The sequence below is a fragment of the Dyadobacter sp. HNCC25DJ187 genome (assembly GCF_056895255.1).
The window spans coordinates 103801-127166 of record NZ_JBXHAT010000001.1 but is presented as its reverse complement, the minus strand read 5'-3'; the positions used below and the strand labels follow the sequence as shown (position 1 = coordinate 127166).

The window sequence follows — 23366 nt, the reverse complement described above, 5'->3', positions numbered from 1 at the left end:
AACTCACACCCACCGCCACTCTGGTTTCCAGCGCAGCGGTGGGTTGATTTTTACCAATCCAATTTTAGAAGTATGGTAGACTGCGATTCGAGTTTAAGATTTACAACAGACTTTCCACCCACGAGCCTAACCTCCTTTTTTCCGCCCACCATTTCCAATCCGCCAGCTTTTTCCAGGGTTTCTATCTGTTTTTTTGTGGGATTCTGAGGCGAACCCATACCCTTCCAGACTTCATAAGAATTGCTGTGATTTTTGTCAATTACATATTGGCTTAAAAATATTTTCTTGCTGGTCGGCAGGCCCTGCAATTGTACCGCAACATTTTCCGGAGCTACCAGTTCATCTACGTCATGATAATTCCAGACCATTACCGATGCGGTATTTTTATCAATAGCCGCTAAGGAACCAATGTCAGACTGCTTGCGGATGCTGCTGGCTAAAATGGAATCCAGCGGATACATCCTATTTGACTGCACAGCTACTCTTTTGCCAGACATTTTTCCAAACATTCTGAATACATTCAACACGGGCTTATCCACGCCATTTGTAGCCAGGTCACGAAACCCGCCAAACCATGGTTGGTTCTCAAATTCAAAGGACCAGCTTACGGCACCCAGCATATTTTTCTGATGGCGATCTGTCAGTTCATACACACGCGCAAAAGATGCTGCGGTGTAACTCGAAAACATGGTTCCATTCCGATACGCATTCTCAGGATTGGTAGCCATACTGCATGCTGCACAGCCTTCCGGATCGGATTCGCCCAAAATGACAGGTACATCTTTAAGTTGCGGATACCTGGCAATCACATCGAAATTGTTAACGATGTTTTTAAGCTGAGCTTTTACATTCATCACCACCTTGCCATCCACCACCTTTGGTGAGCCTTTGGCATGAAACAAAATGATGTCCAGCGGAGATCCTGTTTTGCCCGTCACATAATTTGTACCGGAAGTACAGTGTTTCAAAAACGCATCCAGAAACTTCATTCCGCCACCTGTTACATTACAACCACCGATTCTTGCGTTGGGGAGAGCTCTTTTTACTGCAGCTGCCGTGTAATCATACAGCTTAAAAAATTCCTGCTGTGTACCTTTCCAATATACCCCATCCGGTTCGTTCCAAAGTTCCCAGTACCAGCTCTCCACTTCTGCTTTTCCATAACGTTCCACACAATGTGTAACCCACTGAAAAACAAGCTCGTTCCATTTATCATAATCTTTTGGAGGATAACTCCAACCGGTAAGTAATTTCTCGAACCTGTCACCTGGCTGCCAGTCGTGTTTATACGGCTGAGGATTTGTAGACAAAGCTTCCGGCATAAAACCAATCTGCGCCAAAGGTTTCATTTTCCTGTTCACATAGGAATCGAAAATACTGTCGACAATGGCCCAATTATACACAGGCTTTCCGTTTGCATCTTCTGTATACATATTTGTAGATCCCCATTTCAAAGATGGCGTACCATCACCTGATGTCATCAGATTGTGGGTTCTTACATAAACAGGAACCGGGCTCAGTGCGGCCATCTCCGTGAGCAGTTTTTGCCCGTCCTTCATGTAGGTATAGTTCGGTTCATCATAGCCAAACCAGGCCCAGATCGGAGTCATTTCTCCAACCGTCTGCTTAAAATCGACTTGAATCACCGCTGGATTATTTTGGCCTGATGCAGGTGAAATGGCAATCAGGAAAAGCAGAAAAGTACTTATGGAAAACAATTTAAACATTTGATAAGGATTAGTTAGACGAAAAATCTCTTTATGATTTACCAAAAATGAAGGATTTTTCCCGGGCTGCAATAGGGTTTTAGCTTATATGTTTGATTTACTCCCCGCCCGTTTCAGCATACCGGCGAAGTTCTTCGTTGGGAACAAGCGGTCCCATAAACAAAAGCATAACTGCCAATCCTATCAGTGCAACAATACCAAAACCCATAAATAATATACTATAAGCCATACTATAGCCCAGTGTGATTGAATAATTTTTCAGAATAATTCCAGATACCGACTGAAAAACAGCTCCACCAAGGCCTGTCCCCACACAAGCCATACCCCACACAGAAGCCGCTGAATTTTTAGGCACCACATCGGCAGGAAAAGTGAGCGCGTTAGCCGTGTAAGCAGTATAGCCAAATCCTGCCAATCCAAATACGATCAGGGCGGTCATAGGAGTAGAGATCACAAACGGTCCTGCCAGTAGAGGTAGGATCATAATGAGACCTGCAATGGTTACAGATAGTTTTCTGGCTCGCGGAATAGGCATTCCCCGTTTAATGATATATTGCGTAAAATATCCCCCCGCCAAATTTCCGGCGTCTGCAATCAGAAAGGGAATCATCGCAAGCCATCCTATCTGTTTAAGCTCAAGATGGTGCACGTCAACCAGGTACCTGCCAATCCAGAAAGTCACAAAATACCAAACCGGGTCCATGAAGGTTTTGGATAAGGTAAACATCATTACGAATCTGGTTTTCAAAAGCTTTATGGCTGGAACAGTAAAAGTTTTAGGCTGCGCCACCGTTTCTGCAGGGGTATAATATATGAACCAAAATACAGCCAGCCATAAATACCCGCAAAGCGCTAAAATGATAAAAGTTGCCTGCCAGCCATAGCTTACACCCAGGTACGCCACCAGAGGAGGCACAATAACGGCTCCAAGCGCAGAACCACTGTTAAAAATGCCTGAAGCGGTGGATCTTTCATGAGGTGGAAACCATTCCGTGGTAAGTTTAATAGCTGCAGGCCAGTTCCCAGCCTCTCCTATTCCGAGCATAAACCGACAGACTCCAAACTGTAATGGTGTGGTCGCAAAAGCATGTACGAGTCCCGCAGTAGTCCAGAAAGCCATGCAAAGTGAATAGCCCAGTCGGGTGCCAAGACGATCAATTACAAAACCTGAAAAGGCATTTGAAATCATATAGGCTACGAAAAACGCCGTGCCTATATAACCAAATGCATCATCAGGTATAAGCCTCCGCAACTCCCCTTCAGCACTTAAATAATTAAAAGACAGCCGGTGTACATAATTGAGGACGGTGGCCAGAAACGCCATTCCCACCATCACCCACCGCATTTTCGGGAGTTTTTGCATGGAGGAAACGGGTAAATTGTTATCTACCATTTCAAGTCGGATTTAGGCAATCTGAAAGATTAAAGCTGAGATACAGGTATGAGGTGTTCCGCATCGTGACTCATTGAGACACGATTTTCCAGGGCACGCCCCATTTCTTTCCAATGCACCTTCATCAGATCACCATTTTCTAATCGGATATGGTTTCCAAAACTGAAAGCGTCGGCACCAAAAAAATGCACATGTGCTTGCAGGGGAATCCGGTGTCCCGGATATTTAAAATGATGATATTCCAGATTCTGCAGACTATGCGCCATGTTTGTCTCTCCGGTCTTAACAGGTGAGCTCCACTTTTCCACCCCACCTGCCGCCACAGATACGCTGCCGGTGATATCTTTAAATTCACCCCCGATGACCAGTTCCGGACCTATGGAACACTGTCGTAATTTCGATGGTGCCAGGTACAGATAGTTCTTTTTTTCCATCACATGATCAGAAAACTCATTGCCGGTTGCAAATCCGATTCTTCTGGGATTACCCTGGTTGTCAACTATATAAACTCCCGCTACTTCAGGCTCTTCTCCACCATCATTGGCAAAGACGGGAATCTGAAGGGTTTGTCCGTGTGCTCTTAACACAGATCCGTTTCCCTTGTAAAACCACTCCGGCTGAATGCCTATCTGACCATCTTGCGGAAACCCTCCTTTCACACCCCATTCATACATGACTATACTATCCGTAGGTTTCGAATTTCCTCCGCCAGCATGCATCATCTGTCGATTCAGTGCGCTGTTCTTGTGCGTCAGGCCTGTGCCTGCAACCAAGCAGGCGAAAGGATTTTCAGGATGGTCAAATGCGGGAAGCAACCTCCATTCATCATTGCTTTTATAAACAGGATCGTAGTTTAACTTCTTTTCAGACCGCTTTGATAATAACAGATCAGACAGACTTATACTGTGTTCGATCGCGTACAAGGCAGCTTCATACACAGACTTAAAGCCGTCTACCAATATCAGAAAGGGTTCTTCTACTATTGCAACTGCTCTTCCCTTACTCTGATGTTCAATCTGTACAACTCTTATTTTATTTTCCATTGCTTTCTTTTTTACTGATTACTGGGTCACCCATCCTCCATCGATAGAAAAACAGCCTCCTGTTGAATAGCTGGATGCTTTACTGGCCAAATACAATGCGATCCCCCCTATTTCGTACAGCTCGCCCCAACGACCCATAGGTATTTTGGAAATGAAAGCTTTGTACTTTTCAGGATCATTGATTAGTGGCAAATTAAGATCGGTGGCAAAAGGGCCGGGAAGAATTGCATTCACTGTGATGCCATCCAATGCCACTTCCATGGCCAGGGAACGTGTCAGCTGCAGAATCGCACCTTTGCTGGTAGCATATGGCGTACGTTCAGGGATGGCAGTAAGTGCCAGCATGGAGCCAATATTAATGATCCGCCCATAACCGTTCTGCTTCATGACGGGCACTACTTCTCTGCATGCCAGCCAGGTTCCTGTTACATTCACATTCTGCACTTTATTGAAATCTTCCAGCGATAAAGATTCAATGGGGCCACGGATATTAATACCAGCTGAATTAATCAGGATATCAATTTTACCAAAAGCTTCCACCGTCTTTTTAACAACCGCTTTGATACTTTCTTCTGACGTGACATCGCACTCGGCACTCATGCATTCCGTATGATAAGTTTCTTTTAAAAGTTGTTCTGACTGACGATTAACTTTCGGATCGCGTGCCGCAATCACAACGTTGGCTCCGGCTTCTGCCAGTGCATGAGCCATCGCCAGTCCGAGTCCGCGATTACCCCCCACGATGAGTGCGGTTTGTCCATGTAGCTTAAAAAGTTCCAGGATGCGCTGTTGAGTTACTATATTTTCCATAGTGTTTATTCAGTGATAATAAAATGTTCGAGACCTTCATGTTTGAGCGTAAGACCAACGCCAGGCAACTTGTCATCAAGCTGCAACCTGCCATTTTCAGCAATAGCCTCTCCTTCGAAAATGTACCAGAACATTTCGTTACCTACTTCAATTTCGGTTTGAGGGAAATATTCGGCCATCGGACTTGCAAAGGAGCTCATAACCACATGTAAATTATGCATTTGTCCGCCATGAGGAATCACTTCTATGCCATGCGCCAAAGCCATGTTACATATTTTCTGAGCTTCGGTGAAACCACCTACTCTGTTGGTATCGAACTGAAATATATCCAATGCACCGGTTTGCAACAGATCATGGAATCCATAGCGTGTGTATTCATGCTCGCCACCTGACAGCGGGATATCGGTATATTGGCGCAGCTTTGCGAAGTTGTGAATCTCGTCGGGAAGCAGAAGTTCCTCAGCCCAGCGAAGATTGTAAGGATCCAGTTCCTTTAAAAGTTGTTTGGCATATGCCAGATTAAATCCCATATAACCTTCCAGCATCACGTTCACATCCTCTCCAACGGCTTCTCTCACCACTCTGACCATCTCTACATTTTTACGCAAACCCGATACTCCATCCGTCAGCGGATAGCCACAGCGTAGCTTCATGCCCGAAAAACCTTGGTTTTTATAATGAATTGCTTCATTGTGCAAACTTTCCAGATCTCTGGTATATAACCTGCTGTAGTAGGTTTCGATATCGGGAGTCGTCCTGCCACCCATCAGCATAAATACAGGTTGGTTCATTACTTTTCCCTTGATATCCCAAAGGGCAATGTCTACCGCACTAATCGCAGCAATGACAGTACCTTTTCTACCAAAAGCGACCGTCGAGCGGTACATTTTCTCAAACAGGTATTCGGTATTCAATGGATTCTCTCCGATCAAAAGTGTTGTAAGTTTACTGTCAATAATAGCCTTGGTAATGTCCGGACTAAGTCCGGCGTTGCCGTAGCCGATATGGCCTTCATCGGTTTCGATTTCTACCACCAGCCAGCTAAAGAAGCGGAAAGCAGCCTGCGAATCGTTTTGAAAGTGAAGCGGACTGAGTGGAGTTGCAAAAACAGTATTGGTGGTTAATACCGGGCCTGTCCACTTATATAATTTGGTTCTTACTTTTGTAATTTTCATTGGATAGCTTGGATATAAGATTAGCTGTCGCAGGTATCACCAAGGATACCTGCTGGCTGTTTTGTTAAAAAAATTCAGTCGATTATGACGTCGGTAGGATCGTTACCACTTGAAGTGTAATAGTGATACGCCCTGCCGTGGAAGTTGCATTTCGACTATCACTTTACCGTCTTTGGGAGCAATCCATTCAGGAGATGTCAGCAACTGAAGCTGACCAGCTTTTTCCAGCAGACGAATCTGCTCAGCGGAAGGCTGCTTGGGCGAACCCATACTTTTCCAGACCTCATAGGAATTGCTGTTTTCCTTGTCAATACGATAATGATACATCATCATTTTTTGAGATGGCAGTCCCTGTACGGAAACTTTAACCGGTGCATCCAGTGAAGGCACATTATCATCGTGGTAATTCCATACCATCACCGCAGCGGAATTGGCACTTTTAGAAGCCAGACCATTGATATCGGCCTCTCCGCGTACACTCTCATCCCTTACTCTTTTGTAGTCATAAGCGAGATTCTGCTTCACATCCACACGGTTTCCTTCCATCATACCGAACATTCTGAAAACATTCAATACCGGTTTGTCTACGCCATTCGTAGCCAAATCGCGGAAACCCCGGAACCATGCCTGATCTTCAAATTCAAACGACCAGCTTATAGCACCAACCAGATTAACTCCGCGCGCCTCTGAGAGCTCGTATTTCCTGGCAAAGGAAGCTGCGGTATAGCTCGAGTACATCGTTCCGTTTCGATAGGCATTCTGCGGACTTACATCTTCCGAGCAGGCCGCACATCCTTCCGGATCCGATTCTCCTATGATGATCGGCAACTTTTTGAGTGTAGGATAGGACGCGATAATTTCAAAACCCTTATCAAGATCGCGTAGCTGCGTGCCCATATTCATCTGTACATGTCCGTCCACCACTTTCGGAGCACCCTTGGCATGGTAGGTAAGTACATCAATAGGTGAGCCGGTTTTACCGGTTACATAATTTTTCCCTTTGGTTACATGATCAAAGAAAGCCCGCATCCACACGCGAGACTTATCCCAGCCGGGGCCTGTTACTTCCGGACCACCTACTTTGGCTGTAGGAAGTGCGCGTTTTACAGCATCGGCAGTATAATCATACAATTTGATATACTCATCCATGGTACCCTTCCAGTAACTGATGTTAGGCTCATTCCAGAGTTCCCAATACCAGCTTTCCACTTCTTTCTTTCCATAACGTTCTACAGAATGTTTTACCCACTGATACACCAGTTCTGCCCACTTCTTATAGTCCTTCGGTGGATAGGCCCAACCCAGATAAATATCATTGTAATCGTCTCCCGGTTTCCAGTTATGGCGGTAAGGATCCGGTTTCGTAGAAAGTGCCTGCGGCATAAATCCAACCTGGGCAATGGGCTTCATGCCTCTTTCTATATAAGTGTCAAATATTTTATCGACGATCGTCCAGTCATAAACCGGATTCCCCTGCGCATCTTCTGTATAGGCGTTGGTCGATCCCCACTTGAGTGCTGCTTCTCCGTCGCCGGTCACAAGTAAGCTGTGTGCCCTTACATACACAGGAACTTTGCTTAGTTGCGCAAGTTCGGTCAATAGCTTTTTGCCGTCCTTCATATAGGTATAATTCGGTTCGTCATATCCGAAGAATGCCCATATAGGTTTCATAGGTGCTTTGACGGCATTCATATTTACCTCAATATGAACAGGCTGCTGCTGCCCGAATGAGGAGACTGACAGTGCCGAAAAGATGGCCGCATTGAACAGGAGTGATTTTGTTTTTTTCAGAAGCATCAGATATCGTTTTAGTCAAATTTATTTATTCCAGGTAATTCTTAGCAGCGATACAGCCTGCGCCGGCATTTCAAAGCGTATATTTCCCTGACCATTTTTTACATCAATCCATTGTGGAGAAGAGATCATTTTTAAGTTGCCGGATTCTTCAAGTCGTCTGTATTGGTCGTTGGTCACCTGCTGTGGTGCGCCCATTTCACGCCAGGTCGTAAATGAATTGCTATGTGTTTCATCAATGCGGTAGTGATGTACCATCACACGCGAAACAGGAATTCCTTTCAAAGCGAGTGCGATTTGTACCGGATTGATTTCTATGTCTTCATCATTGTAGTTCCACACCATGATTGATGCTGAATTATCATCTTTAGTTGCCATAGCATTAATATCAGATGCACCTGAAACCCCGGTCTGCATTATTTTTTCAGCGTTATACCCATTGGCGCGGTTTACCGACACGCGGTCTCCGGTCATAAGTCCGAACATGCGCATTACATTCAAAACGGGCTTTGCCACTCCATGCGTCGCAAATGAGCGGAAACCGTCAAACCAGGGCTGCCCGGGAAAGGTAAATGTCCAGCTCACTGCCCCTTCCAGATTTAAATTATGCTTGTCGGCCAGCTCATATTTCCGGGCAAAGGATGCCGCGAAGTAGCTTGAAAATAATGTTCCGTTGCGGTAAGCCATATTGGAATACCCCGAACTCGAAGAGCAGGCAGCGCATCCTTCCGGATCCGACTCACCGATGATGACCGGAAGTTTGGCAAATTCCGGAAACGATTTAATGATCCTGAAGCAGGCGTCAATTTGTTTCAAATGGGTTGACAGTCCCATTTGTACATGTCCTGCATCGGTCACTTTCGGAGATCCTTTGGCATGGAAGCCGAGGAAATCAATTTGAGTTCCCTTTTTACCAGTCGCAAAATTCTTACCGCTGCGGCAGTGCTCAAGGAAGTCAGTCAGAAACTGGTTCTGTCTTTTGGAAAGCCCTCCCGTTACATTAGGTCCGCCGACTCTTGCCGAGGGTAGCGCGCGCTTTACAGCCTTGGCAGTATAATCGTACAATTTGAAATATTCTTCGTCTGTTCCTGCCCAGTAGCCTGCATCCGGCTCATTCCACAATTGCCACCACCAGGTTTCCACTTCTTTGGCGCCGTAACGCTCAACGGAATGTTTCACCCATTCATAAATCAGCGCTTCCCACTTGTCGTAATTATTGGGCGGATAGGCCCAGCCCGTCCAGATGTCGCTGTAAGCATCGCCCGGAGCCCATTTATGTTTGTAGGGTTCCGGCTTCGTCGATAGTGCCTTGGGCATAAAACCGATTTCCATTAATGGTTTGACTCCCGTATTTACCCAGGTATCGACAATTCTATCAACCGTTTTCCAGTCATATACAGGGTTACCGTCTTTACCTTCGGTATAAGCATTGGTCGATCCCCATTTAAGTGCCATAGGCGAACCTTCATGAGTATTCAAAAGATTGTGCGCCCGTACATACACCGGGCTTTGGCTCATTTTCACAAAATCTCCCATCAGCTTTTTGCTTTCCGGTAAATAGGTATAGTTCCCCTCGTCATACCCGACATACGCCCACATAGGCTGCATTTTCCCGACTTTTTTATCAAGATCTACAGAAATAACCTGTGCGGAGGTATCGGGCAATACCTGAGCACGCTGCTCCAATCCACCTGCAAGTGAACCGGAAAATATGCACAGGCCTGCAAAGACAGCTGCCGGTTTTTGAATCGCTTTTTTTAACATCATTGTTTTAAACGGTATTTAAATATTCACTTCTATATGCGTATACCTCAGAGTTCAACTTTAACGGCGGGCGAAAAAATCATCTCATTCACTCCCGACGTCTTTACACCAATTCTCGCAAAAACATATTCGCGGGAGGCCAGGGCCGCTGCCAGTGTTGCATCGATTTTCACCGGCGTTGTGAGAGCCCCGAGGTTTGCCACCTGAATTTCTACTTTCTGCCGGTTGTTAAGATTATCCAAAACGGCCGTAGTTCCTATGTAAAGCCCGACAAACTGCAATGCTCTGGTGTCATCAACTTTTGTCAGATTAAAAGTCGAAGCTAACTTACCTGCTTCATTGGTTATAGATTCATTACCGACTACATAATACGGACGTACCGGAACATCTACTGTGGTATTACCATTAAGATTTACAACAATTGAGTCTCGTGATACTACCCACGGGCCATTACCAGCTACAAACGACAGGCGGTAACTGCCATCGAATACAGAGGCGGAGAAGCTTCCGTCCTGGTTTACATAAACAGGAATTTTAGTTTTTAATGGAAAGCCAGGCTGCCACAATTCCAGCTGAACTCCGTTGCTCCTCACCCCTACTGGCTGGTCGTTGTAGACAACCTTTCCTGAGATGGTGGCAGCTGGTGGCGCATAATTGTCTTTCTCGCACGACCAGAGTGCAGTAAAGAAAAGCAGGCAAACACTTCGATATATCACTTGCATACAATTGATTTTTTGATGATTAATGGAATGGATTTCTGATGATCTTCGGATTATTATTGATGACCGATTGAGCGATTTCTGAATAGTAGTTGCCATCTCTGAAATGGCGGGGACGTGTGTTTCTGGAGGAGCGGAACTTATCAAAAACATATTTTCCATGATTAGGATGTCCGGGACGGATAATCCGGTAAGGGAATAATGCATAGATATTTGCATCCGGATTTCCGGTTGTGCCATCCCAAACTTCATGGGCAATGCGCCACCTGCGGAGATCCCATACCCGATGATCTTCAAAAGCCAATTCTACCTTGCGCTCATTTCGGATACGCGGCATGGTAACTGTACTTAGGCTGTTTACACCAAAACCCGCACGCTCTCTAATCCTGTTGATATATGTAAGAGCCTCACCTGCCTTACCCAGTTCCAAAGCCGCCTCTCCTGCATTCAGGTATATTTCTCCCAGACGGAATTGCACCCACCAAATGTCACTGCGTACTGCACTGGTGGCTGCGCCGGGAGCACTATCCAGGTATTTCCGAAGGTAAAACCCGGTTGCAGAAACATAATTCTCGTTATGCAAAGGACCATCAGCCCCGGTGAGCACACCGCCATCAGCATATTGTGTATTAAGCCCGCCTTCCTGACGATCGTATTTATTAGCATTCGCATTCCAAACGTATACACCAGCCTGCATTTGCAGTGCTTGCCCCGCAAATGAACTGCCCGGATACAAAATGGTTCCTGAAAGCCGTGGATCTTTGTTAGCGAAAATAGCAGAGGTTTGATCATAAAAGATCCAGTTCGCCTGGCCTGCCGCCGTATTACTCCCAGTCCCGACACCTTTCAGTGCTCCATTGGATCCGTCCAGATATTCGAATGATTCCACCAGATTCAGGGAAGGAGATAATGCGGAAGATCCACTTACATTCTCTACATCTTTTCGCAGGCCCCGCGGTATATTTTCCAATGTAAATAAATGCCTTCTGCCCTGGCCAACTGCATAGTCGATCGCCATAATGACCTCGCGGTTGTTGGCCTTTGAAGTGAGAACCTGATAAAAATTCTGCCCCTTGTCAGGATTACTTTCAAAAAGTTGATACGCACCGCTTTTGATGATTTCTTCGGAGGCGGCAAGCGACGATTCAAAAAAGTAGCTTGCGCGTGAAGCGGGGATACCAATTACACCATTTGGCAATGTGATCGGAGCCGACATCAGATTGTTATACTTAGCTAACGAACCGGCATAAAGCATCGCGCGGCTTTTCAGCGCTAACGCTGTGTAACGATTGGCTCTGGTTTTGCTATCCTGATTGCCCAGGTCTGCCATAATCTCACTCAGCTCGGATTCTATGAACAGGTACACCTCCTCTTCTGTATTTCTTGGCTGCTGCAGATAGGATGGATCTCCTTCGAAATCGTAAATCATTTGCTGGGTAATGATCGGTACTCCACCCATCCTTTTGACCAGTTCAAAATAGTTAAATGCACGGATGTAACGTAGCTCAGCTACAAACTGCGTTTTAATCTGATCTGTCATTCTCGGAGCTGTCGCTGCCTTGATGTTGTCTATGGCCAGATTGATATCACGAATCAGGTCATAGTTCCACAGTGCCCACCTGCGAAATGGATAATCGATCAGACTGTTACGGAACTCATAGTCGAAATTACTGACACCCGACCACATCGCTTCGTCATAGGATGCATAGTCTTTCCAGCCGCAGTATCCTTCACCAGCACCACAGCCGTAAGGACCTTCAAAGTCGGTGTGACGTGGTAAGCGGCTATAAAAGTCCGCTATCGTGCTCAGGATGAGCTGTGGATTTGTCCACAGCTGCTCGTCGGTCAGCAGGTGTTCCGGCTCCCTTTCCAGCCAGTCCTTATTACAACTGAAGCTGGTAGTGAGCAGCACCAAAATGAGTATTGATTTTAAGAATGATTTCATCTGTTTATGTGTCATCAGGTTGAACATTCAGTATTAGAATGTCAGGTTGAAACCTACATTGATAATTTTTTGAGAAGGATACCGCAAGCCGGATTCCATAGCCAGTTCAGGATCCAGTTCGATATGTGAAAGATTGTCGAAGGTGAATGGATTGGTTGCGCTTACATATACCCTGGCTGCTTTCATCTTTGCCTTTTCTATTAGCTTTGGAGGAACCGCATACCCCAGCTCAATTCTTCTTACTCTGACATAGGTTACATTGGTTCGCCAGAAATCACTGTTGCGATAGTTAGCGTGGCTGGAATTTTCCCGTATGGCTGGATACCTGCCAGGAATCCATTCGCTGTTATTGTCATAGACATCAGCACGACGCCAGCGGTCTTTAAGCATCCATTCCGGAGAATTATGCCCTCCCTGAAATGGGAACCGCATTTCAAGATTCTGGTTAAAAGAGTACATGGATCCACCTGCGAAATCTACCGACAATGAGAAGTTTTTATATCCAAAACTGCTTGTCAGACCAAAACCAAGAATCGGATTATCATACAATGCATATCCGATCGGTCTTTGATCCAGGTCATTGATGATTCCATCTCCGTTTACATCCTTGTAAATCAGGTCACCAGGTAACATCGTGGTATTTCCCTGACCGTCATTGTTGATGGTATAGTTTTCAATCTGCTCCATAGACTGAAACTGTCCGATGACCTGATAGCCAAAGTTCACACCCGACCAACGCTGCTCAGTCGCGTTCCGATATTCGTCCCAGGAGTTTCCGAATCTGGGCTTGTACCGATCCAGAATCTTACGGCGTGACAGTGTAGCATTGACACCAACACTATAGGTAAAATCTCCTTTTTTACCGCTATAAGTGATAATTCCTTCTATACCCCGATTTGCTTCGGATTCGAGATTTTCTGCCGGCAACGAATATCCAACTTCACTGGGAAGTAATACATCATAACGCGAAGCAGGTAGTCCTGAAAGTTTCCTTTCAAATATGTCAAACTGAGCAGATATCTTATTTTCGAACAGTGAAAGATCAATACCTATATTCTGGGAAGTACTCGTCACCCAGCTCAGATTGGTTACGGGCAGCCCGCGGGGTCTCGCACCTACGATCACCTTTCCATCCAGCATATACTCACTGCTTCCGTAAGTAGCGCCACCCAGATATCCCCACGGAGATACACCCTCTTCCCTGCCTGCCTGTCCCCAGGAGGCGCGCAGTTTCAGGTCAGTTAAGAATGTAAGCTTATCGCGCATGAACTTTTCTTCCGATATACGCCAGCCTGCTGATATACCCGGAAACAGCCCCCAGCGCTTTTTAGGAGCATACAGGTAGGAACCATCATAACGCCCAAGCAATTCCAGCAGATACTTACCTTTATAATCATAGTTAACCTTACCGATTACCGAAGCACGTGCGTTGGTTGTCCAGGTAGTGGAAACATCATTGACATCCACAAAATTGATCAGGTTATTATCGTTGATCGGAGGAACAGACTGAACTGTCGTGTAGGTGTCATCACTATCCGAACGCTCGTAGGCCAGCACACCTGAAAAATAGTGATCTTTGAATGAATTGTCGTAGCTAAGCTGCATTTGGACGAACCTATCTTGTACCTCTCTGCGGTTCCGGTTACGGAGCGGACTTTCAAATCCGCCATAAACCTCGTAGGTATCCTTTTCTGCGTTGTAACGGTAAGCGTCATAACTGTAGCGCTGGCGATCAAACTTATTCTGCTTGTAGGAATGTGAGTAAGTTGCTCTTGCTTTTAAACGAAAAGGAAATGCGTATTCCGCAAAAAAGTTACCTGTAGCGTTGTTCCAGATGTCCTTCTGCCAACCGGCTATTTCTTTGGTATAGGTAGATGGCAGTCTGGTCAGGTAGCGAACATCCCCGTTGATATAATCAGGATTGCCGTTGGCATAAGGATTATCCATCGGCCAGGAGCTGTTAGCACCCAGAAAGGCGTTCCAGATCGGGTCTTCTCTACCAGGAATAGCTACGTTATCACGGTTTTCAATTCTGTAACTAAGCTGCGTACCCACTGTGAAACCTTTTGCTATGGTAGTCTGCAGGTTAGCCTGAAGATTTGTACGGTTGAAGCCATGACCTTTCATAACAAAATCCTGATTTACATGTTCTGCAGAAAAGTAATAGGTCGTCTTTTCAGAACCCCCGGATACGCTGGCGTTAAAGCTATACTGTGCCGCATTGGGATTATTGACTACATAGTCGTACTGATTAAAGCTCTGGTAGCCAGGTTCATTGCCCAATCTCCACTTTTCCAGCTCCGAAGCAGGCATGGTGACAGGAAGGCCTCGATTCTGCTGAGACTCCGCTCGGGTCTGATGGAAAAGGTATGCATTAGCAGGCGTTTCAAAGGGAAATCTGGTGAGATTCTGCCAGCCGTAATAGCCATTGATATTGATTTGTGGTGTTTGGTTCCTTCCCTTTTTGGTAGTAACTAAAACCACACCATTGGCGGCACGGAAACCATATACCGAGGCGGATGCGTCTTTTAAAATTGATATGTTCTCAATATCATTTACATTCAGGTTATTAAACTGCCCGCTGGTTTGCGGTATTCCGTCAATGATAAACAACGGTTCACCCATGTTTCTGATCTGTAGCACAGCTGGTGAACCCGGACGAGCATCGCCCTCGTAACTATTGGTAGATCTGGTTGTTATACCCTGCATCTTACCAACAAGCGCGTCAGCCGTCGTTGTGGCTGCAGTCTGTGTGAGTTTTTCGGACGTAATTGCACTCACCGCGCCTGTCACCGAAGCTCGCCGTTGTGTACCGTAGCCCACAACCACCACTTCGTCGAGCGCTTTGTCGTCATACTTCATCTCTACTTCCAGAACACTTTGCGATCCCAGAATTACTTCCTGGCTCACATAACCGACGAAAGAGAACAGTAAAACTTCGCCGGCAACAGCCTTAATGCTGTACTTGCCATTCTGATCCGTAACCGCATTGGTTCCGCTTGTTTTCGCCTGTATATTCACACCTGGCATCGTTGTCTTATCACCTGCATCACGGACGGTCCCGGTCAGTTCATTAAGTTGCTGAGCGCGCAGGTATCCCGGACAGTGAAATAGTAATCCCAACAGCAAAATACATGCCGTTGCAGGAATATGGTAGCAGACCTGTTTTTTCATTCATACAAATGTTTACAATGGGTTTATACTTGTGGATTTATTCAATAACCAGCAGACTTCAAATAGGTAAAGTCGGAGCAATAGCACACAGAACCGCCGGAAGGCCTGAATGATTTACTGCATAGGAGCCCACTTCCGTACACAAGAAGACGTAGTTATACTTGCCGCCGGTTTTAGACGGTAAAAGATGAATTATTGGAAAATAAATTATAGCCTGTATTTAAACAATGCCTACAAAGGCAGAGGGGCGATTGAAATCAACTTAAACAGAATGAGCATACTTTTTTTCATGGGCATAACAAGTTTAAGATAAGAGTAATGATTTTCTGCACCCACACTTACCGGAAAGGCGGGCATGACAGAATCAGTCACTGACTTTCAAGTCAGGCAGCGTTGAAACGGAACATAATACATCTACGGCCTTTGTTTACTTAGCAGCCATGAGCACTGACAAATCAGCTATTTAGAAACAAATGTATACCTCGCAATGAACAGGACGGAGCATTGCCTATAGTGTGTGCATATATTCGAACGGATAATACTATACGAATATATCCAGGTACCGGACTTCTTCTGAGACCGGCATGATGCCATGTTTTTGAAGACAATTAAAATACATGCTGTCTCCTGCCTTCAGGTGGTATTCATTATCGCCTACGGTCATTTTCATCTCACCGTCAATCACATAAATAAATTCTTCTCCTTCATGTGACAATTCATGTTGCTTAACCTCCCCTTTTTTTGCTACGAATAGCATGGGCTGCATTTTTTTCTGATGATATTCCGGCCCAAACGGGTAAATGAAATATCCTTTTTCAGTCTTCGTCAGGTTCGCTTCCGCTTTTTGCTTCGATGTCAAAATAGCACTTAGCCACTCCTCGGTTTCCAGCAAACTGGAAATGTTGGTTCCAAGTGTCTGTGCGATCTTAATCAAGGCAGCCACCGATGGAACCGTTTTGTTATTCTCTATTTTGGAGATCATACTCTTCGATAGCTCACTGCCATCCGCCACCTCCTGTAGTGTTCTTTTCTGACTTGTTCTTAATATTCGTATCCGGTCTCCGATATTAAGTGTGTTCCCTTCTTCTATCAACATATAGTTCAACCTTGTTTACTAATTTAAATTTTGTTTCACTTCATTCAACAAGGTTGAATGCAAATATAAAGGCAAAATCTGACTACACAAACTTTTGTATAAATATTTTGTGTTTTTATTCTATTTTTCAAAACATGTTAGGAAAATGGCCTCTTACGCACTTTCCTAACAGACAAATATAACTCTCTGTCCCGGAAACTTATTTGCGGGTACTTCCTGGCAGGATGCGGAACAGCATGATAATGCTCATACCATATATGGATATCGTCGACACATTCTCACTACACTGTACCCGTCAATATATCATTTTAACTATGCAAGTGCCTATTCATAAGTCATTTGAACTGCTTTGATTTCAGCCAAACCCTCTCCACTGCCATATATACTAATGCCCGTACGAGGTGCACGGTCCCAACGCGGGAGCCATGGTGCTTCGAATCGCATGGTGCGCTCCAGCGAATCAATCTTTTGACCTTTCACCCCCCAGCTGAATTCATAGAACTGACCAAACCTGGTGGTGAGCTTCAATTCAATATGATTATACTTCTCGGGAATATCCTGCCGTTGCAATACCTCACGGATTCCGTCTTTCACCTGCCAGAGCTCTATATGATTTTCGGTGGCTCCATATCCGATCGCATTATTTACATCTCCGTAGATTACAATGCTTTGTAGCAATTCCTTTTTGGCAATCACCTCAGCCATAAAAGCATAATTTCCTTTTTTTACAGTTAGTCCAAGAAAGTTACCAGCATATGCCGAATTTCTATTTTCGATCTGGAGTGCCCCATTCCGCACCTCAAATGTGGGTTTAGGAAAGCTTACATCATAAGTCCATGGTGTGGTGATCGTGTCACGTTCGTAATCAACTATAAAATTAGAATTGATCACCTCAGTCGGGCCGGCAGGTGACTGGGCTTGTGCCGGAGTGGTACGACCATATCTAAAAACCGGCCATTTCGTTGTTTCATTCCAAACGAGTTCTGACAACACACCTTGTCTACCTGTAAACGTAAAATCAATAGCATTGTAGGCATGATGCAAATAGAAATAACGGTTTTCAGGCGTTACAACGACCGTTCCGTGGCCGGGGCATTTCCAGGTGTCATCTCCAAACAAAACCGGATTACCCACAAATTTTGTCCAAGGCCCCTGCAGCTTTTCCGCCCTGGCAAAACCCACCTGATAATTGCATTGTGCACCACAACAGGCATTGCCCGAGTAGAGCATATACCAGTAATTCCCTTTTTTAAACAGGGATTGCCCTTCGGCACCTCCGGATTCCCAACCTGTCGAATCTGCTTTAATCATCGTAAATTCCTTTCCTGTTACACGGAGTCCATCTGGCGATAATTCTGCTCCCAGGATTTCAATTCCGCGGTCTTTATCCAGTCCGTAGGCTTTCCATGTCATATACAATTTCCCTCCGTCTTCAACGACAAATGCATCAATGGCTTCCTTGGTCCATTCGAGTATTACACCATGATCCTTAAACCCTTTTTTAAGATCAGTAGTTGTAGCAACACCAATAAACGACTGCTGGTCGTATTTTCTCCTCGCGGTGTAATAACAATAATAGATTCCATTTCTAAAATAGAGTTCGGGTGCCCAGTAACTACCCATGGTCCATTCTGGCAAAGTATTGAACACTGGACCAACATATGCCCAATCGATCAGGTTTTTAGAACTGTATATCGGATAGGCCGGCCCCCACTCAGAAGACGTTCCGGCAGCATAGTAGGTATCTCCCACACGTATTACAGAAGGATCGGCAAAATCACCGGCTATGACTGGGTTTCTATACGTTACCTCAGGTCCGGGCAGTTGCTTTTGCGCATATGTATAAGTGCCCAAAACGGCATAAATCAGAACAAGCTTGGTCAGGAATTGAGTCATATGGATTACAGGAATGTTGAACGAAGAAAGGGATTTATTTTCGGATAATCAGCAAAAACCGTGCTTTTAGAAGTTCATGCAGTGTTTATGATAACCATTCTTGACTCAAAACCGCTCATCACAGATCTTAAACCGCTTATGTACTTTGTTATACATAGTACCTTATATAACCAATACATTTGTCTTGTTCTTAAACAGAGTTATTAGCCATCATTTAAAATAATTATTAGCCATGAAAAAGTCAGTTCAATTGTTCGCCCTAGTATTTGCCTTCGTTGCCACAGCCTTCAGTGCAACAGCAGAAGATAAAGAGGCTAAAAAATCATCAGGATTTGGCACTGGCATGTACGCCACAAAGAGTGGAACTATCAGAGTGATGGTAGAAAAGATAGACAAGAAAGCCAGCACTACCATTAGGTTGAAAGACCATCAGGGAAAAATTGTTTATGCAGAAACGGTGAGTAGAAGTATTCAGCTTTTTAGCCGAACCCTCAATGTGGACGAGCTGTCAACAGGTAAGTATGAGGTAGAAGTGATGAGCGATGGTGAAAAACAAACCAAATCCTTTGAACTGATTCAGCCTAAGTCAGAGAGAATTTTACAGGTGAGGTGAAAGCTTTGTACGATCTCTCTAATTTGCTACCGGGAGATCGTATTGTTTTTTTTACAAAATCTCTGAAATTGCAAAAGACTCCCGATTTTTTGCCAATAGCAGATACTGATTAAAAAAGTGTAGTAAATTGAACAAAAATGGATGTGATCATGCCTTTGAAACGCAGGAGCTTCGCATTTCATCCTAATTCATTTGCATATATATCCAACCGGCAGGCTTGATGCTGTAAATTTACCTGCCTGCCGTCAGTACATCAAAATCTCTAAGGAAAGAAAATATTTAGCCAGACATGAACTTCTCTAACATAAATAAAAGGGATGATTGACATAGAAAAAGTGAGGCGGGACACACCAGGATGTCATGATAAGGTATTTCTGAATAGTGCGAGTTCATCGCTGATGCCATCGATAGTAACTGACAAAATGACCACTTATCTCCTTGAAGAACAAATGAAAGGAGGTTATCAAGTAGCTCAGACATATGATCATGCCATCCAGGATTTTTATACACAGGCTGCTCAGCTACTGAATTGTAAGGCCGCCAATATTGCCTTTGCTTATAACGCCACCGACGCCTATGCCAAAGCACTCTCATCTATCCCCTTTCGAAATGGTGATACCATCATCACTACTGATTACGATTACATATCGAATCAGCTTGCTTTCGTTGCTTTGAAGAATAGATTCGGAGTGCAGGTACTCAGGGCAGAGAATCAGATGGACAATAGTCTTGACCTCGCCAATTTTGAAGATCTGATTATCAAACATAAGCCGGTGCTGGTCGCTGTTACGCACGTTCCCACCAATTCCGGATTGGTTCAGGATGTTGAAGCAGTGGGCAAGTTGTGTAGCAAGTATGATATCCTGTACCTGGTTGATGCATGTCAGTCGGTGGGACAAATGGTTGTAGATGTACAAAAAATCAATTGCGATTTTATCAGTGCAACCGGCCGTAAGTTTTTACGAGGCCCAAGAGGAACGGGTATTCTGTATGTTTCCGACAAAGCACTCGCATTGAATCTTCAGCCATTAATCATAGACTCTTGCGGAGCAGAATGGATTGATGCAGATCATTTTGAAATTAACAAAACAGCCCGAAGATTTGAACTTTTTGAGCGCTCGTATATGTCTTTGATCGGATTTACAGAAACAATTAAATATGTCAACAAAATCGGTATCGACCAAATCGAAATATACAACCAGCAATTATCCGGACAACTTCGCCTGCTTCTGGCCAAAAATGAAAAGGTAAAGGTATTGGACCACGGTGGAAGACTTAGCAGTATTATCACGCTGCAATCCACCGAAGGTACAATCAATCAACTGGAAATGCTGTTGCAACAAAACAATGTATACTATTCTGTCAGTAAACTAAACACAGTTCCCATCGCCAGACCTGCAAAAAGCGATCAGTATGCGGTGCGACTATCCCCTCATTATTTCAATACATCCGATGAGATTCATTTTGTGGCGTCGGTGCTGGAATCTCTGAAGTAATAAGTGGCTGAAATTAAAAAACCACACTGAAGATTTGACATTCGGTAATTTTTGCCCGGACAAGATTTCAGAATATGCAGGGCATTATTGTAAAGCGATTTTATCATGTGACTATTTAAGGACACTGTGTCCACGATTTGCCCTGTTAATCAATTTTGTAACCTCAGGAAAGATATAATACGCTATAAATACTGGTAGTGAGACTATTACAATTCATTTAAATAGCAGGAAGCTTCCAAAGTTTGTGCTGGGATGATTTTTGAAGTATAAACGTAACTATACTTTAGAAACGCTCAATTATCCCTGATGATCAATTCTTCTGCTAACAACGAAACATCTACTTATACACAACGTGTCACCATTGCAGTTGGCATCACTATATTACTTCTTGGCCTTACAGGTCTGTTTGTATATAGCTTCCAGGTATTTCTGTTCATCATAGGCGCGCTGCTGATCGCTCTTCCCATGCGAGCCGGTGCCAAGGCGCTTCATCAGAAGTTTGGCATGAAAGAAGGACTGGGCCTGCTCATCATCATTATAGGCGTACTGGGATTGGCAACAGGAATATGCTGGCTCTTTGCAGCCAGAATTTCTGAACAGATTGGCCAGTTCAAGCAACAGATACCGGATGCCATTAAGAGTGCGGAACAGCAATTGAATAACTCGCAAATCGGCAGGCAACTACTCAACAGTATTCCTTCGGCAGAGGATCTTGCCGAAAACAGCTCAGAACTAATGGCGCATGCGCCTGGATTCCTGTCTAGCACTTTCGGAGCTTTGAGCAGCGTATACGTGATCATATTCATGGGGGCTTTCATTGTTGTCAATCCTCGTATGTATCGTGAAGGAATGATCATGCTTGTACCTAAAAAAGGCAGAAAACGTGCCGGTGAGATCCTGTCCAGCCTTAATAAAACACTGGTCAGTTGGCTGTTAGGCCAGCTTTTCTCTATGACGGTGGTCGGTGTACTCACATTCATCTGTTTGTGGATTTTGGGTGTTCCCCTGGCAGGAGTGCTGGGGCTTCTGGCTGGCATCCTTTCATTTATACCAAACCTTGGCCCTATTATAGCGTTGTTCCCGGCTCTGTTATTCGCATCACTTGATGGTTCGGATCAGGTACTTTATGTTCTGATACTATATCTGGCCGTTCAGGCATTTGAAAGTAGTGTCGCCACGCCTTTGGTACAAAAAAAAATGATCAATATGCCCCCTGCTTTGGTTTTCGGCTCGCAGCTTTTGATTGGAGGCTTCGGCGGCTTGCTCGGACTCACCCTTGCCACCCCTATTATGGCCTTGGCCATGGTACTTGTAAAAATGGTATATGTTCAGGATGTATTGAAAGACAGTGAGATAGAAGTAAATCCATAACTATTACGGTCAATTACCCCTTTATTATACTAATCAACAAAAATCCAATTCACAATGAAGATAGTTATCGTAGGTGGAGGTTTTGCGGGAGTCAATGTAGCCCGTGCGCTTGGAAATGATAAGCGATTTGAAATCATACTTGTTGATAAAAACAACTATAACTTCTTTCCTCCTCTGATCTATCAGGTAGGGACAGGCTTTCTGGAACCTTCCAGTATCAGTTATCCGTTCCGGAAGCTTTTTCGGGATCTTAAAAGCGTAAAATTTCGCCTGGGTTACTTACAACGCGTAATACCGCACGAAAATAAGGTCATTCTCTCAAGTGGTGAACTAACTTACGACTATCTCATTTTCGCAACCGGAGCCAAAACAAACTACTTCGGATCGGAAAATTTGAAAAAAAATGCCATTGCGATGAAAACGCTTGATGATGCACTGGAAATGCGGAACAAACTTTTGCGTCAGATGGAACAGGCCAGTGTGATAGATGACTCCTACGAATTAACAAAGCTCCTTACCATTGTTATCGCTGGTGGCGGGCCAACGGGGGTGGAATTATCAGGCATGTTTGCGGAGATGAGAAACGGAATACTCCGTAAAGAATATCCGGAGCTCATCGGAAAAGGTGGGGAAATTTATCTGATCACCAGTGCCAGTGAACTACTCTCCCCTATGAGCGAAAAATCTCAAAAGGACACATATAATCAGCTGAGGAAACTTGGTGTAAAGATCAGGCTTCAGTGCCGTGTAAAAGACTATGTAGATGATAAGGTCGTACTCTCCAATGACGAAACGATATCCACAAAAAATCTGATATGGGCCGCTGGGGTTACTGGTAAATTGTTTGACGGCCTTCTGGCAGAAAGCTATGGAAGAGGCTCCAGATTGCAGGTAGACGAATATAATAAAGTCAACGCAACGGAAAATATCTACGCCATTGGCGACATCTGCCTGCAGCTGACTGATCCCGATTTTGCTACAGGACACCCTCAGGTCGCGCAGGTGGCCATTCAGCAAGGCAGACATCTGGCGAAAAATTTCCGGCTTATGGTTGAAGGTAAACCATTGAAGCCATTCAGATATGTCGACAAGGGCTCAATGGCCATTATAGGAAGGATGATGGCTGTTGCTGACCTTCCGAAACCTAAGGTTCATTTCAATGGCACCATCGCCTGGTTCGCCTGGCTGTTTGTACATCTGATTTCTTTGATCACTAAAAAGAACCGATTCAGAACACTTTTCAACTGGATGGTAGCCTACTTTACTAAAGATCAATCGCTTCGAATGATATTTAAACCGAGCTGGAATAAGTATACAGACGAGTAACCAGCTACTTCTTTTTGTAAAGCA

At 44.7% G+C, this 23366-nt stretch carries 16 protein-coding genes; 4 read left to right on the top strand and 12 right to left on the bottom strand.

Features of this window, described 5'->3' with window-relative positions; genetic code table 11:
- Nucleotides 1-50: 50 nt before the first annotated feature.
- The 12 genes from AC1XUE_RS00465 to AC1XUE_RS00410 all read right to left on the bottom strand — a co-directional run bounded on the left by AC1XUE_RS00465 (nt 51) and on the right by AC1XUE_RS00410 (nt 18536).
- Complete coding sequence (locus AC1XUE_RS00465) at nt 51-1727, bottom strand: GH39 family glycosyl hydrolase (RefSeq protein WP_483353956.1); 1677 nt, start codon at nt 1725-1727, stop codon at nt 51-53.
- A gap of 97 nt (nt 1728-1824) precedes the next feature.
- Nucleotides 1825-3090, bottom strand: coding sequence for an MFS transporter (locus AC1XUE_RS00460; protein ID WP_483353955.1), 1266 nt, complete (start codon nt 3088-3090; stop codon nt 1825-1827).
- A 59-nt stretch (nt 3091-3149) separates the two neighbouring features.
- On the bottom strand, nt 3150-4163 hold the full coding sequence (gene araD1, locus AC1XUE_RS00455; RefSeq protein WP_483353954.1) for an AraD1 family protein: 1014 nt from the start codon (nt 4161-4163) through the stop codon (nt 3150-3152).
- An 18-nt stretch (nt 4164-4181) separates the two neighbouring features.
- Nucleotides 4182-4973 (bottom strand): SDR family NAD(P)-dependent oxidoreductase, encoded by a 792-nt coding sequence (locus AC1XUE_RS00450; protein WP_483353953.1) that lies wholly within the window; start codon nt 4971-4973, stop codon nt 4182-4184.
- A 5-nt stretch (nt 4974-4978) separates the two neighbouring features.
- Nucleotides 4979-6148: an enolase C-terminal domain-like protein gene (locus AC1XUE_RS00445; protein WP_483353952.1), complete on the bottom strand. Its 1170-nt coding sequence runs from the start codon at nt 6146-6148 to the stop codon at nt 4979-4981.
- 102 nt (nt 6149-6250) lie between these two features.
- A complete protein-coding gene (locus tag AC1XUE_RS00440; protein ID WP_483353951.1) occupies nt 6251-7945 on the bottom strand; it encodes a GH39 family glycosyl hydrolase in 1695 nt (564 codons plus the stop codon).
- A gap of 21 nt (nt 7946-7966) precedes the next feature.
- The gene (locus AC1XUE_RS00435; RefSeq protein WP_483353950.1) at nt 7967-9709 is read right to left on the bottom strand and encodes a GH39 family glycosyl hydrolase; all 1743 of its coding nucleotides are present in this window, start codon (nt 9707-9709) and stop codon (nt 7967-7969) included.
- Between the two features lie 44 nt (nt 9710-9753).
- On the bottom strand, nt 9754-10428 hold the full coding sequence (locus tag AC1XUE_RS00430) for a DUF3823 domain-containing protein (RefSeq protein WP_483353949.1): 675 nt from the start codon (nt 10426-10428) through the stop codon (nt 9754-9756).
- A gap of 19 nt (nt 10429-10447) precedes the next feature.
- On the bottom strand, nt 10448-12370 hold the full coding sequence (locus AC1XUE_RS00425) for a RagB/SusD family nutrient uptake outer membrane protein (RefSeq protein WP_483353948.1): 1923 nt from the start codon (nt 12368-12370) through the stop codon (nt 10448-10450).
- A gap of 33 nt (nt 12371-12403) precedes the next feature.
- Entirely contained in the window at nt 12404-15544 is a 3141-nt protein-coding gene (locus tag AC1XUE_RS00420; protein WP_483353947.1) for a SusC/RagA family TonB-linked outer membrane protein, read from the bottom strand.
- A gap of 541 nt (nt 15545-16085) precedes the next feature.
- Entirely contained in the window at nt 16086-16640 is a 555-nt protein-coding gene (locus AC1XUE_RS00415) for a helix-turn-helix domain-containing protein (RefSeq protein ID WP_483353946.1), read from the bottom strand.
- A gap of 324 nt (nt 16641-16964) precedes the next feature.
- Nucleotides 16965-18536, bottom strand: a complete 1572-nt coding sequence (locus AC1XUE_RS00410) for a glycoside hydrolase family 43 protein (protein WP_483353945.1) — start codon at nt 18534-18536, stop codon at nt 16965-16967.
- 232 nt (nt 18537-18768) lie between these two features.
- On the opposite strand from AC1XUE_RS00410, the gene AC1XUE_RS00405 reads away from it, so the two are divergent.
- The 4 genes from AC1XUE_RS00405 to AC1XUE_RS00390 all read left to right on the top strand — a co-directional run bounded on the left by AC1XUE_RS00405 (nt 18769) and on the right by AC1XUE_RS00390 (nt 23342).
- Complete coding sequence (locus AC1XUE_RS00405; RefSeq protein WP_483353944.1) at nt 18769-19149, top strand: DUF3244 domain-containing protein; 381 nt, start codon at nt 18769-18771, stop codon at nt 19147-19149.
- A gap of 317 nt (nt 19150-19466) precedes the next feature.
- Entirely contained in the window at nt 19467-20645 is a 1179-nt protein-coding gene (locus AC1XUE_RS00400; RefSeq protein WP_483353943.1) for an aminotransferase class V-fold PLP-dependent enzyme, read from the top strand.
- 306 nt (nt 20646-20951) lie between these two features.
- Nucleotides 20952-22016, top strand: coding sequence for an AI-2E family transporter (locus tag AC1XUE_RS00395; RefSeq protein WP_483353942.1), 1065 nt, complete (start codon nt 20952-20954; stop codon nt 22014-22016).
- 54 nt (nt 22017-22070) lie between these two features.
- Nucleotides 22071-23342, top strand: a complete 1272-nt coding sequence (locus tag AC1XUE_RS00390) for an NAD(P)/FAD-dependent oxidoreductase (RefSeq protein WP_483353941.1) — start codon at nt 22071-22073, stop codon at nt 23340-23342.
- The last annotated feature ends 24 nt before the right edge of the window (nt 23343-23366 follow it).